Annotated in this window: 9 protein-coding genes; 3 read left to right on the top strand and 6 right to left on the bottom strand. The window is 64.8% G+C overall.

All coding sequences use genetic code 11. The features are described 5' to 3' along the window. Nucleotides 1-303: 303 nt before the first annotated feature. The 5 genes from P6U30_RS03045 to P6U30_RS03065 all read right to left on the bottom strand — a co-directional run bounded on the left by P6U30_RS03045 (nt 304) and on the right by P6U30_RS03065 (nt 6,855). Nucleotides 304-1,899, bottom strand: a complete 1,596-nt coding sequence (locus P6U30_RS03045) for an ABC transporter substrate-binding protein (protein WP_407168072.1) — start codon at nt 1,897-1,899, stop codon at nt 304-306. 321 nt (nt 1,900-2,220) lie between these two features. Then, the gene (locus P6U30_RS03050) at nt 2,221-3,108 is read right to left on the bottom strand and encodes a TauD/TfdA dioxygenase family protein (protein WP_407168073.1); all 888 of its coding nucleotides are present in this window, start codon (nt 3,106-3,108) and stop codon (nt 2,221-2,223) included. A 142-nt stretch (nt 3,109-3,250) separates the two neighbouring features. Then, complete coding sequence (locus tag P6U30_RS03055) at nt 3,251-3,949, bottom strand: DUF2270 domain-containing protein (protein ID WP_407168074.1); 699 nt, start codon at nt 3,947-3,949, stop codon at nt 3,251-3,253. Nucleotides 3,950-4,072: 123 nt separating this feature from the next. After that, nucleotides 4,073-5,623 carry an AMP-binding protein gene (locus P6U30_RS03060; RefSeq protein WP_407168075.1) on the bottom strand — a complete coding sequence of 517 codons (1,551 nt, stop codon included), beginning with the start codon at nt 5,621-5,623 and terminating at the stop codon, nt 4,073-4,075. A 77-nt stretch (nt 5,624-5,700) separates the two neighbouring features. Beyond that, nucleotides 5,701-6,855, bottom strand: coding sequence for an iron-containing alcohol dehydrogenase (locus P6U30_RS03065; protein WP_407168076.1), 1,155 nt, complete (start codon nt 6,853-6,855; stop codon nt 5,701-5,703). Between the two features lie 507 nt (nt 6,856-7,362). On the opposite strand from P6U30_RS03065, the gene P6U30_RS03070 reads away from it, so the two are divergent. The 3 genes from P6U30_RS03070 to P6U30_RS03080 all read left to right on the top strand — a co-directional run bounded on the left by P6U30_RS03070 (nt 7,363) and on the right by P6U30_RS03080 (nt 13,189). After that, nucleotides 7,363-8,565: an efflux RND transporter periplasmic adaptor subunit gene (locus P6U30_RS03070; RefSeq protein WP_407170669.1), complete on the top strand. Its 1,203-nt coding sequence runs from the start codon at nt 7,363-7,365 to the stop codon at nt 8,563-8,565. Further along, the gene (locus P6U30_RS03075) at nt 8,562-11,732 is read left to right on the top strand and encodes an efflux RND transporter permease subunit (protein ID WP_407168077.1); all 3,171 of its coding nucleotides are present in this window, start codon (nt 8,562-8,564) and stop codon (nt 11,730-11,732) included. The genes P6U30_RS03070 and P6U30_RS03075 overlap by 4 nt, the downstream gene beginning before the upstream one ends. A gap of 266 nt (nt 11,733-11,998) precedes the next feature. Then, the gene (locus P6U30_RS03080) at nt 11,999-13,189 is read left to right on the top strand and encodes an ABC transporter substrate-binding protein (RefSeq protein WP_407168078.1); all 1,191 of its coding nucleotides are present in this window, start codon (nt 11,999-12,001) and stop codon (nt 13,187-13,189) included. A 157-nt stretch (nt 13,190-13,346) separates the two neighbouring features. Here the strand turns inward: P6U30_RS03080 and P6U30_RS03085 are convergent, their stop codons facing one another. Beyond that, entirely contained in the window at nt 13,347-13,739 is a 393-nt protein-coding gene (locus P6U30_RS03085; RefSeq protein WP_407168079.1) for an MAPEG family protein, read from the bottom strand. Nucleotides 13,740-13,871 lie beyond the last annotated feature (132 nt).

Consider the following 13,871-nt stretch of genomic DNA (forward strand, 5'->3'; position numbering starts at 1 on the left):
GTGCGCAGCGCGCGGCGGGTGGGGGCTCTTTCCACGAGACGACTCGCGGAGAGAGCCCCCACCCCAACCCTCCCCCGCAAGCGGGAGAGGGAGCCGACTGCCGATGCCGTTGCGACTCGAATCTCATATGAGATTGCCGCTGCGAGCGGGGAGAGGTCGGCGCAAAGCGCCGGGTGAGGGACCGCAGCTTCCACCGTCGAGCGTAACGCCTCGCCCGCGCCTTCGGCGCGACCTCTCCCGATGGGAGAGGTGCAACACGTCGCACGCCGGGCCGACCAATTCTCATCTCGCCTGTGCTTTGCCTCACTTGTCGAGCCAGACGTCTTCGTAACGATAGCCGTTATAGGAGCTGTTGGACATGACCGTGATGTTCTTCACATAAGGCTGCCAGCAGGTGCCGGTGCGCGCGTGGAAGATGATCGGACGCGCGACGTCCTCCTGCAGCTTCTTGTCGATTTCCCAGACCAGCTTCTTGCGCTTGTTGATGTCGGTCTCGGCCGACTGCTGGTCGAACAGCTTCTCGATGTCCTTGTTGCAGTAGTTGGTGTAGTTCCGCTCCGAGCCGCAGGCGTAGTTCTCGTAGAAGGATTGATCGGGATCGTCGACGGCATTGCCGGTCAGGTTGAGTCCGAGCGTGTAATCCTTGCGCGCGACCTTCGGGAACCACTGCGCGGTGTCGACGACGTCGAGCTCGGCATCGATATAGATGCTCTTGAGCTGGTCGATCAGAATGATGGCCGGATCGCGATAGACCGCGATGTTGCGCGTCGACACCTTGATCTGCAGGTGCTTGTCCGGGCCATAGCCCGCCTTCTGCATCAGCTTGCGCGCTTCCTCGCGATTCTTCTCGATGTCGGGGCCGTAGCCGGGGATCGACTCCAGCATCTCCTTCGGCATCGCCCACAGCCCGGCCGGGGCCGGCTCCATGGTGCCGCCGATGTCGCCCTGGCCCTCGAACATGATCTGGATGAAGGCCTTGCGGTCGAGCGCCAGCGCCAGCGCGCGGCGGACGTCGATATTGTCGAACGGCGGCGCGCTGGAATTGACGATGATGTTGGTGGAGACGTTGTTCGGTTCCACCACACACACCGCATTCGGCGCCTGCGACTTGACGTCCTTGAGCAGCGGGATCGACACCTCGGTCGGGAACGTCATGTCGAACTTGCCGGAGACGAAGCCCAGGATCGCGGTCGAGCGGTTCGGGATGATGGTGAACTCGATGCCGTCGAGATAGGGCAGACCCTTCTTGAAGTAATCGGGGTTCTTGACGAGCTTGATCGACTCGTTGGCCTTGAACTCGACGAACTTGAACGGCCCGGTTCCGATCGGCTTTGTGCGCATCTCCGCCGGAGAGACGTGGCAGGGATAGATCGGCGTGTAGCCGGAGGCGAGCAGCGACAGCAGCGCCGGCTGCGGCCGCTTCAGGTTGAACGAGGCCTCATAGTCGCCGTTGGTGCTGACGTCGTTGACCTGCTCGTACCAGGCCTTGCGCGGGTTCTGCCGGAACTTGTGCGGCGATTTGCCCATCAGCATGTCGAAGGTGCATTTGACGTCGGCCGAGGTGAACGGCTTGCCGTCGTGCCACTTCACGTCCTTGCGCAGCTTGAAGGTCAGCGTCTTGTTGTCGCTGCTCCAGGCCCAGCTTTCCGCGAGCTCGGGCCGGATGGTGTCGACGCTGTTCTGGGCGATGTGCTGATCGAAGATGACGAGATTGCTGAAGATCGGCATGAACGGCACGTTGACCGAATAGGTTGCGCCCTCGTGGATCGAGGCGCTGCCGGGGCTGTCGCGGTGATAGATCCTGAGAATGCCGCCCGATTTCGGCTCGCCGGCATGTGACACGCCGCTGATCGCCAGAACAGACAACACCGCGACGGCCAGCGCTTGCACGCTCCGCATGGTCCCCTCCACAAATTTCGGTCTCAATGGCCGATTGGCATTGACGATACCATGGTGAGGCTGTCGGGCAACCGGCGAGGGACGTGTGGGAATTGGCAATTCGGATGACGCCCTGACATTAAAATTTCCATGGACCGGGAATACTGGCGCCGACGCACCGCGTTTGCGGCTTGTTTGGCCATGCAGCGGTGAATTTCCTTTCGGTTCCTGCGCAAGGCATCGCTGCGCATTGAATGATGTCGCATGCGATCAGCGACAGTTTGTCGCCGAGCTGAATCTTCAACACCGGTCACGGTACCGTCATCAATCTCATTCTTGTCCTCACTCCGCCGCCTGCGACGTCGGCAGGCGCATAGCGGGCACGCCGTCGGCATCGGTTGCCGAGATCGTGGTGCGGATCATCAGGCGGCCCTCATGCGCCGGCCATGGGCGGCCGCGATGCATGGTGGCGCGGTTGTCCCACATCACGACGTCGCCTTGCTTCCATTGATGCAGATAGCTGACGCCGGGCGCCGTCGCGGCTTCGGTCAATTGCTCGATCAGCGCCTTGCCGGCTTCGGCATCCATGCCCTCGACGCCATAGGCATGGGAGGCGAGATAGAGTGCGCCGCGGCCATTGACGGGATTGCGCCAGACCATGCGCCAGCACACCGGCGGCAGCGCATCGACCTCCTCGGATGTTGCGAGGCCCGCGGCGACCTTGCCGCGCGAATGCGCATAGGAGTGCCAGGCGAACGAGTTTTCCAGCCGCTTGGCGAGATCCTTGTCGAGCCGCTCGAAGGCCAGGCGCGTGGAGACGAATTCGGTCTCGCCGCCATGCTCGGGAATGATGCGCGCCGAGAGGATCGAGGTCAGCGCCGGCACGCGCTTGAAGGAAGAATCGGTGTGCCAGAGCTGGTTGGCTTTGGCGCGCAATTGTTGCCGGTGATCCGCCGGCACCACGTTGCCGTCGGGGCCGAAAGTCGAGAGGATCACGAAATGCGAGCCGGTGCCCATCGAGCCGACCTTGGTCACCTCGGGCGGGCCGAAGCGGCGCGAGAACGCAAGCTGGATCTCGTCATCGACCTCCTGGCCGCGGAACACCAGCACCGAATGTTCCTCGAACGCCGCGCGCACCGCCGCATAGGCGGTATCGCTGCTTGCGACATCGGCAAGCGTGACGCCGCGCAGTTCGGCGCCGAAGCCGGCCTCCAGAGGGATCACATCCATCGGCACATCCTCCCTTTTGTTGTTATGGCGAGCCTAGGGGAAAGGCCGGGGCCCGACAATGCGCGCGCCGGTCGGGTCTGGTTTGCAGCGAGCTTGGTGGGTTGCGGCCTGCACTGCCTCCGGCGAAACGCAGCCCGGCGTCTCACCCCAGCGCGATCAATCCGTGCCGCGTGCGACGGTCGGCGATCTCGATGCGATGGGTGATGAATGCGAACAGCGCCCAGCTCGAATGGAACGCGACGCCGGCCAGCACGACGACAGGTCCGGGAATCGGGCCGATCGCGGCGCGATCCCAGATCTCGCTCATCGCGGTGAGCGGCGAGGGGTGGATCGCCAGCTTGCCGTAATAGGCAATGGCCTGGATCGCGAAGATCCAGCCGTAGGTCCGTCGCAGTCGCCGTCCGATCGCTCTGATATAGCTGATGTGGTAGCTGGGGTTGCGGTAATCGTTGGCCAGCAACTCGGTCCAGCCCGAGTTCGGCGAGGGACCTTCGCCCCGGATCATCGGCGCATAGAAATCGGTTTCGAGCAGCCGCGCGCGGGCGCGCCAGACGTTGAAGTAGCGGTAGCGGCGCGCCTCGAACAGCAGGAAGACGGTGACGAGCAGGCCGACCAGCACCATCGGCAGCGGCGATGCTTCCGTGCTGCTGTAGGTCGCCGACAGCGCGATCCCGGTGGTGACCACGGCCCAGTTGGTCGAGCTGTCGAGGCGGGTGCGCCACACCGTGCTGCGGTAGACCTCGCCGCGATAGAGGTGGGCGAGCGCGCCGATCTCGGCGGCGGTGAATTCGAGCCTTCCGGCCTGTAACGGCTCCGGCTCGCGCGGCTGGGGCGACGGCATGGCGGCCTCCGGCGAAGCTGGCTTGCGATTGCAGAGCATAGCCCGAAATCCGCGCGAGGGGCGAGTCCGTTGCGCGCCGCCTTCTGCCCGATCGCATCGGTTGGCTCCGCCGCGCCCCCTTGGTCACACGATCCGCGAGGTCTTGTTGCCCCAATAGCGGTCGCGCAGCAGGCGCTTGTACAGCTTGCCGGTCGGCAGCCGCGGCAGCTCGGCCTCGAAATCGACTGAGCGCGGCACCTTCTGCCGCGACAGCGATTGGGCGCAGAATGCGATCAGCTCCTCCGCCAAGTCTGGTCCGGGCGTAATGCCCTCGATCGGCTGCACTACCGCCTTCACCTCTTCGCCGAGGTCGACATTGGGTACGCCGAACACGGCGGCGTCGGCGACCTTGGGATGGGTGATCAAGAGGTTCTCACACTCCTGCGGATAGATGTTCACCCCGCCCGAGATGATCATGAAGGTGGCGCGGTCGGTGAGATAAAGGAAGTTGTCATCGTCGACATAGCCGACGTCACCGACCGTGCTCATGCTGCCGTCCGCCGACCGTGCCTCGCTGGTCTTGGCGGGATCGTTGAAATATTCGAACGGCGTTGCGGTCTTGAACCACACCGTGCCGGCGGTGCCCTTCGGGCAGGGCTGCATGTTCTCGTCGAGGATGTGCAGGTCGCCGAGCAGCACCTTGCCGACGGTGCCGCGATGCGCGAGCCACTCCTCGCTGTTGCACGCGGTGAAGCCGAGCCCCTCGGTCGCGCCGTAATATTCGTGGATGATCGGGCCCCACCATTTGATCATGTCGTCCTTCACCAGCGCCGGGCAAGGCGCGGCGGCATGGATCGCAACCTCCAGCGATGACAGATCGTAGCGGCTGCGGACCTCCTCCGGCAGTTTCAGCATCCGCGAGAACATGGTCGGCACGAGCTGGCTGTGGGTGATGCCCCATTTTTCGATCAGCGCGAGGTAGCGCTCGGGATCGAAGCTCTCCATGATGACGGCGGTGCCGCCCATGCGGATGGTGAGATTGACCGCCGCCTGCGGCGCCGAATGATAGAGCGGCGCCGGCGACAGGTAGACCATGCCTTCGCGGTAGTGCCAGAGCTTGATCAGGAAATCGAACAGCGGCAGGTTCTCTGACGGCGGCTGCTCCGGCAGCGGCCGCAGGATGCCCTTCGGCCGGCCCGTTGTGCCGGAGGAATAGAGCATCGCCGTTCCCGCATATTCGTCCGCGATCGGCGTGATCGGCAGGCCGGCCGTGGCCTCCTGCAAGCCGACGATGCGCTCGCTTTCGCTTTCGCCATCGACGACGATGCAGAGCTCGAGCTGCGGACATTCCTTCAGCGCCTCGCGCGCGACCTCGAGCTTCAGCTTCGAGGTGATCAGGATGCGCGACTGGCTGTTGGTGAGGATGTAGGCGAGCTCACCCGCGGTGAGGAAGGAATTGACGCAGGTGAAGTAGAGGCCGGAGCGTTCTCCCGCGCCGCAGGCCTCGAGGTAGCGGTTGTTGTTCTCCATGAAGATCGAGTAGTGGTCGAGCCGCCTCAAGCCGCGGTTGCGGAACAGGTGCGCGAGCCGGTTGCTGCGCGCCTCCAGCTCGCGATAGGTGACGGTCTCGCCGGTCCCGGCCATGATGAAGGCGGGTTGCAGCGGGCGCAGGTAAGCGTGCTTGCCGGTGTACATCGAACTCCCAATCCCCCGTCGTGCTCTACATTCTGACGCGTTCTCGTCACTCCAGCTTGCTCGAAAACGCGCTAGCGTTAGGCGGCCATCACCAGAATCTCGCGGACCTGGGACGCACCGTCGATCTTGCGCGGATTGCGCGGTACCCAGGGTGTTCGCATCGCCTGTGCGGCGATGTTGTCGAAATGCTCGGGACCGACGTGAACCTCGCGCAGGCTGCGCGGCATGCCAAGGTCGCGGATGAAGCGGTCGAGCACATCGCCGGCGTCCTCGCCCGGATGACCCATCGTGGCCGCGACCAGCGCCTGGCGGTCGGCGTTGTCGCGCTTGTTCCAGCGCATGACGGCCGGTAGCATCACGCAGGACGTGTAGCCGTGCGGCACGTCGTGCACGGCGCCGAGCACGTAGCCGATGCCGTGGCTCGCGCCCATCGGCACGCCGGAGGCGAGCGGGCCGGTCGACAGCCAGGTGCCGATCTGGCAATCCATCCGCGCCTCGATGTCCCGCGGATTGGCCTTCACCCGCGGCAGACCGCGGGCCAGCATCTCGAGGCCCTTGATCGCCTGCGCATCGCCGTAGGGATGTGCCTCGCGCGAGCAGATCCCCTCGACGCAATGGTCGACCGCGCGGACGCCGGTCGAGAGGAACAGCCAATCCGGCGTGTGCACCGATAGTTCCGGATCGAGGATGGTGGCGCGCGGCATCACCAGCGGATGGCTCAGCATCTCCTTTTGCCGCTTGGCCTCATTGGTAACGCCGGCGATCGAGGAGTACTCGCCGCCGGCGATCGTGGTCGGCACGCTGATCTGGCGCACGGCCGGGGCCTTCATCTCCGGCGAAACGCCGCGGCGGGTGCGGATCCGGTCGATGCCGTCCGACGTGGTGACGTTGTTGGCAAGGCAAAGTTGCACCGCCTTGGCGCCGTCGGTGATCGAGCCGCCGCCGACGGTAACGATGAGGTCGGCCTTCGCGGCGCGCGCCTGTTCGGTTGCCGCGATCACGGCGGCGCGCGGCGTGTGCGCCGGCATCTTGTCAAAAACGCCGACGCAGCGCGGTCCCAGCGCGTTCCGGATCCTCTCGATCTCGTCGGTTTCGCGGTGCAGCGTGCCGGATACCATCAGAAAGGCGCGCCGCGCGCCAAGCCGGTCCAACTGCTCGACGATGGCCTCGCGGGCCGGGCGCCCGAACACCACCTCGTCCATGGCGCCGAATACGACACGGCCTCGATGCACGCGCCTGTCCTCCCTGGAGAGGCCGCCTCTGATGGCGGCTGTTGGCGGCAGGTTAGCGGACCAAATTGCGATCGTCATCAGGGACGGCGAATGGTGTCATCCGATCTGGCGGGGGCGATCTCCGTCGTCCCTTGCGAAAGCGGGGACCCATAACCACGAGCTGTGGCCCCAGCGCCGCACTACAGCGAACATTTGTGGCTATCGGTCCCGGCTCAAGGCCGGGACGACAGCGAGTATGTGGAGCCGTCTCTGAGCCACACGCCCTGCCCATTCGGCTAGTGTCGCAAAGCGTTCAGAATACGCCACTATTTTGCTTGATCCGGCCGCCATCTTGAACAGACTGGGAAGCAGCTACATCTGAGGCGTCCGCCGCGACGACGTCACGGCAATCCACTTTCGTCGAATCACAGCAATTTCATTTGCAACGTTCGAGTCCTTGGGGAGACGGAATTGAGTGCGACTGACAGAGCGGAGCGCCCAGCTCCGGCGACCGGCCGTGAGCGCCGTTTGTTTCAACGCGCGGCACGGCGCAGGCTTGCGCCGATCGGCTTGCTGCTGGCGCTGACGCTCGGAGGCTGCGATGACAAGGCGCAATCGCAGGCGGCGGCGCCTCCGCCGCCGCCGGTGACGGTCGCACAGCCGGCCAAACGCATCGTCACCGACTGGGATGAGTTCACCGGCCGCTTCGAGGCGATGGAGGAGGTTCAGGTCCGCGCCCGTGTCGGCGGCTTCGTCAACAGCGTCGAGTTCAAGGATGGTGCGATCGTCCATGCCGGTGATCTGCTCTACACCATCGACCCGCGCCCGTTCGAGGCGGTCGCGCTGCAGGCGGAGGGGCAGCTTTCCGATGCGCGCGCCAAGGCCGAGCTTGCCAAGCGCGAGCTCGACCGCGGGCTGAGTCTGGTGCAGACCAATGCAGTTTCCGAACAAGTCGTCGACCAGCGCCGTCAAGCCTTGCAGGCGGCGCGCGCCGCCGAGACCCAGGCCGAGGGCGTGCTGAAGGCCGCGCAGCTCAACATCGAATTCACCCACGTGCTGGCGCCGATCACCGGCCGCGTCAGCCGCCATCTCGTGACCCCCGGCAACCTCGTGCAGGGCAGCGAGGGCGGTGCGACGCTGCTCACCTCGATCGTGTCGCTCGATCCGATCTACATCTATTTCGACGTCGACGAGGCGACCTATCAGCGCAACAGCAAGCTCTGGTTCGAAGGCAAGCGGCCGAGCTCGCGCGACACGCCGAACCCGGTGCAGGTGGCGCTGACCGGCGAGACCAAGCCCTCGCACGAGGGCAAGATGGACTTCCTCGACAACCGCCTCGACGTCTCGACTGCGACGCTGCGGAGCCGCGCCATCATCCCGAACAAGGATCTCTCGATCCTGCCCGGGCAGTTCGGCCGCGTCCGGATCATCGGTTCGTCGCCCTACGAGGCGTTGCTGATTCCCGATGCTGCCGTCGTCACCGACCAGTCGCGCAAGATCGTGTTCGTGGTCAAGGACGACGACACGGTGGAGGCAAGGCCGGTCGTGCTCGGGCCGCTCGATGAAGGCCTGCGGGTGATCCGCGAGGGTCTCAAGGCGGAAGATCGCGTCATCGTCGACGGCATCCAGCGCGCCCGCGTCGGCGCCAAGGTGACCCCGCAAACCGCAAAAGCGGCTGACGCCGCCAAGCCCTCTGCAGGTGCCAAGCCCCCGGCAGGTGCGAAGCCATGAATCTCGGCAGGCTTTCCATCAACCAGCCCATCCTCGCGATGGTGCTGTCGATCGTGCTCCTGATCGTGGGCGCGATCGCCTATACCACCCTGCCGGTCTCGGAATATCCGCAGGTGGTGCCGCCGACCGTCACGGTCACCACGCAATATCCGGGCGCCTCCGCGCAGACCGTGTCCGACACCGTCGCCGCCCCGATCGAGCAGGAGATCAACGGCGTCGAGGACATGCTGTACATGTACAGCCAGGCGACCTCGAACGGCCAGCTCACCATCACGGTCACCTTCAAGCTCGGCACCGATCTCGACAAGGCCCAGGTGCTGGTGCAGAACCGCGTCGCGATCGCGCAGCCGCGCCTGCCCGAGGAGGTGCAGCGCAACGGTGTCGTCACCCGCAAGAATTCACCCGACATCCTGCTCGTCGTGTTCATGCTGTCGCCGGACGACACGTTCGACCAGCTCTACATCTCGAACTACGCCTTGTTGCAGGTGCGCGACCAACTGCTGCGGCTCGACGGCGTCGGCGACATCCAGATGTTCGGCGCCCGCGACTACTCGATGCGGCTTTGGCTCGATCCCGACAAGATCGCCAATCTCGGCATGACCTCGAGCGACGTCATCGCGGCGGTCAGGGCTCAGAACCTGCAGATCGCCGGCGGCCAGATCGCGGAGCCGCCGATCGCCGACCGCGCCTTCTCGCCCAATCTCGCCTTCACCGGCCGCCTCAAGGACATCTCGCAATTCGAGGACATCGTGGTCAAGGCGGGCGGCGACGGCCGCACGGTGCGGCTGCGCGACGTCGCCCGCGTCGAGCTCGGCGCGCTGGCCTACACCACCAACAGCTTCCTCCTGAAGAAGTCCGCGGTGGCGTTGCTGGTGACGCAGCGGCCGGGCTCCAATGCGCTGGCGACCGCCAAGCACATCTACGACACCATGGCGCAGCTCAAGACGAGCTTCCCCAAGGGCCTCGACTACAACATCGGCTACAACCCGACCGAGTTCATCGCCCAGTCGGTGCACGAGCTGATCAAGACCATCTATGAGGCGATGATCCTGGTGGTCGTCGTGGTGCTGGTGTTCCTGCAGGGCTGGCGGCCCTCGGTCATCCCGATCATCGCGATCCCGGTGTCGCTGGTCGGCACCTTCGCGGCAATGGCCGCGCTCGGCTTCGGCATCAACAACCTGACGCTGTTCGGCCTAGTGCTCGCGGTCGGCATCGTGGTCGACGACGCGATCGTGGTGGTCGAGAATGTCGAGCGGCATCTCGAGCACGGCTTGAGCCGGCGCGATGCGGCGCTCAAGACCATGGAGGAGGTCGGCGGCGCGCTGGTCTCGATCGCGCTCGTGCTGTGCGCGGTGTTCGTGCCGACCGCCTTCCTCGGCGGCATCTCGGGACAGTTCTTCCAGCAGTTCGCGGTCACGATCGCGGTTGCAACCGCGATTTCCTGCTTCTGTTCGCTGACGCTGTCACCGGCGCTGGCCTCGCAGATCCTGGTGCCGCATGAAGCGAAGCGGCCGCCGGCGCGCTGGAACGTGATCGCACGCGGCTGGTCGGCCTTCACCGGCGTCTTCAATCGGGTGTTCGACCGGCTGTCGCATGGCTATGCGGCGGCGGCGGCCTTCGTGATCCGGCACTCGGTGGTGATGCTACTGGTCTATGTGGCGCTGATCGGCAGCGCCGGATGGCTGCTCGCCACCACGCCGCAAGGCTTCATCCCGGCGCAGGACCGCGGCTATGTCATCGTTTCCGTGCAATTGCCGGGCGCGGCATCGCTCCAGCGCACCACGGAAGTCGTGCGCGAGATCGAGCGGATTGCGCTCGAGGTGCCCGGGATCGTGCGCGTGCCGTCGTTCGCCGGCTTCTCCGGCGCGACCCGAACCCAGGCGAGCAACGCCGCGGCGCTGTTCCCGGTATTCGACGAACCGGAAGAGCGGGCCAAGAAGGGAGAGACCGCGACCAAGATCACCAACGAGCTGCGCAAGCGCCTCGCCTCGATCCAGGGCGCATTCATCATCGTGATCCCGCCGCCCGCGGTGCCCGGCATCGGCACCGGCGGCGGCTTCACGATGCGCATCCAGGACCGCCAGGGCAGGGGCGCGCAACTGCTCGCCTCGGCCACCGACGAACTCGTCGGGGCCGCGCGCAAGGCGCCCGGGCTGACATCGGTGTTCTCGCCCTTCACCGCCAACACGCCGCAGGTGTTCGTCGATATCGACCGCGTCAAGGCGCAGAAGCTCGGCGTTCCCATCGCCAACGTCACCGACACGATCGAGACCTATTTCGGCTCGACCTATGTCAACGACTTCAACCTGTTCGGGCGCACCTATCACGTCACCGCGCAGGCCGATCTGCCGTTCCGCAAGGAGACCACCGACCTCGCCAGACTGCGCACCCGCAATGCAGCCGGCGACATGGTGATGCTCGGCAGCGTCGTGGACTTCAAGGACATCTCGGGTCCCGACCGCGTCGCACGCTACAATCTCTATCCGGCCTCCGAATTGCAGGGCGACACCTTGCCCGGCACCAGCTCGGCGACCGCGATCGACATCATGAAGAAGCTCGCGGCCGAGACGCTCCCGTCGGGCTTCTCATACGAGTGGACCGACCTGTCCTACCAGCAGGTCAACGGCGCCAGTGCGGGCCTCTACGTGTTCCCGATCTGCGTGCTGTTCGTCTACCTGGTGCTGGCCGCGCAATACGGCAGTTGGACGCTGCCCTTTGCCGTGATCCTGATCGTGCCGATGTGCCTGTTCGCGGCCACCATCGGCGTGCGCATCATGGGCCAGGACGTCAACATCCTGACCCAGATCGGCTTCGTGGTGCTGGTGGGGTTGGCGGCCAAGAACGCGATCCTGATCGTCGAGTTCGCGCGTGACATCGAGCTCGAGGGCCGGACGCGGCTGGAGGCGGTGATCGAGGCGTGCCGGTTGCGTCTGCGGCCGATCCTGATGACGTCGTTCGCCTTCATCCTCGGCGTGCTGCCGCTGGTGGTGTCGACCGGCTCGGGCTCGGAGATGCGCCAGGCGGTCGGTGTTGCCGTGTTCTTCGGCATGCTCGGCGTCACGCTGTTCGGCCTGATCTTCACCCCCATCTTCTACATGGTGGTGCGCAACCTCGCGGAAGGGAAGAACGAGGGCAAGCCGAAGCAACCAGCGGCTGTGGTGGGGTAGGCGGCGTATTGGTGCGCTATCGCGCCGAGGCCAGCCCCGTCATCCTGAGGAGCGCGGAACGCGCGTCTCGAAGGATGCACGGCCCTGCTGGTGGCCGTTCGCCCTTCGAGGCTCGCTGCGCTCGCACCTCAGGGTGACGGGTCAAAGACTATGCGCAACTGCCACGAGCCCATACTATTGGCTGAGCCGAAACCGATGGGCAGCAGCCAGGTTATAAAATAATGTCGCGCCGATTTTCCTGATAGAAACTGCTGGGAGAGCATTCAATGAAGTCCGGATTTTTGGCTGCGGTTGCGGTTTGCGGTCTGATGCTTGCGGCGCCGGCATCGGCGCAGGGCGTCAAGATCGGCATCCTGAACGATCAGTCCGGCGTCTATGCCGACTATGGCGGCAAATATTCGATCGAGGCGGCGCGGATGGCGGTCGAGGACTTCGGCGGCGAGGTGCTGGGCCAGAAGATCGAGATCGTCACCGCCGACCATCAGAACAAACCCGACCTCGCAACCGCGATCGCGCGGCGCTGGTACGAGGTCGAGAACGTCGACATGATCACGGAGCTCACCACCTCGTCGGTGGCGCTCGCGGTGCAGGAGCTGTCAAAGGAAAAGAAGAAGATCGATATCGTGGTCGGCGCAGCGACCTCCCGCATCACCGGCGATGCCTGCACGCCCTACAGCTTCCATTGGGCCTATGACACCCGTGCGCTCGCGGTCGGCACCGGCGGCGCACTGACGGAAGCCGGCGGCAACACCTGGTTCTTCCTGACCGCCGACTACGCCTTCGGCTATGCGCTGGAAAAGGACACCAGCGACATCGTCGCCTCAAAGGGCGGCAAGGTGGTCGGCTCGGTTCGTGTGCCGCTCAACTCGTCGGACTTCTCGTCCTTCCTGCTGCAGGCGCAGAGCTCGAAGGCCAAGATCATCGGGCTCGCCAATGCCGGCCTCGACACCACCAACTCGATCAAGCAGGCCGCCGAATTCGGCATCGTCAAGGGCGGTCAGAAGCTTGCCGGCCTGCTGATGACGCTGTCGGAGGTGCACGGCCTCGGGCTCGAGGCCGCCCAGGGCCTTGTCCTCACCGAAGGGTTCTACTGGGATCACGACGACGCTTCGCGCGCCTTCAGCGAGCGCTTCTTCAAGCGCACCGGTCACATGCCGAGCATGATCCATGCCGGCACCTATTCGGCGACGCTGAGCTATCTGAAGGCCGTGAAGGCGGCCGGCACCAAGGACAGCGATGCGGTCGCCAAGAAGCTGAAGGAGTTGCCCGTCGACGACGCCTTCGCCAAGGGCAAAGTGCTCGAGAACGGCCGCATGGTCCACGACATGTATCTGTTCGAGGTCAAGAAGCCCTCGGAATCGAAGAAGCCGTGGGACTACTACAAGCAGCTCGCCGTGGTGCCGGGCGACAAGGCGTTCTTCACGGCCAAGGAAAGCGGCTGTCCGCTGACCAAGTGACGCTAGTATCCAAAGGTGATGTCGTCCTGGCGAAAGCCAGGACCCATTACCCCGATCAGTTGTTGTTGTACCATGTCGTAACCATCAGATTGCCCATGACTACGGCCTGTGGTTATGGGTCCCGGCGTTCGCCGGGACGACAGCGGAATGTGTGGCGTCAGCCGTGAATCACACGCCACACCGCGCCGCCGAACGCGCCGACCCATAGAATGATCGCCGAGATCGCCTGGATGGCGAAGCCGGGGGTGCGCTTGGCCACCGCCTCGCGATAGCCGATGAAGTACACGATGCGGCCGATCACCCAGATCGCGCCGACGGCCGCGGCTGCGGCATCGCCGACATAGATCGCAAACAGCCACAGCGACGGCAGGAAGATCGGCATCCATTCCAGTGTGTTCATCTGGATGCGATAGATGCGCTCGAAATCCGGGTCACCCATGATCGCCGGTAGCTTGACGCCGTAGCGGATGCGGGCGCGTGCGACCTGGGTGGCAAAGAAGAAGTGCAGCGCAACGGCCAGGCAGGTGACGATGGCTGTGTAGTGGTACATGTCGGGCATTTCCTCTCATTCCGTTGGCCCCATAGCATGACGCGGCAGCGGGGGACTGTGTGACAGCGGAATCCATTTTTTGCTTCGACGGTCGCGAGAGCATCGTTTTCGAACAGCCGCGCCGCAACCGCC

Source organism: Bradyrhizobium sp. ORS 111 (assembly GCF_045571485.1).
Lineage (GTDB): Bacteria > Pseudomonadota > Alphaproteobacteria > Rhizobiales > Xanthobacteraceae > Bradyrhizobium.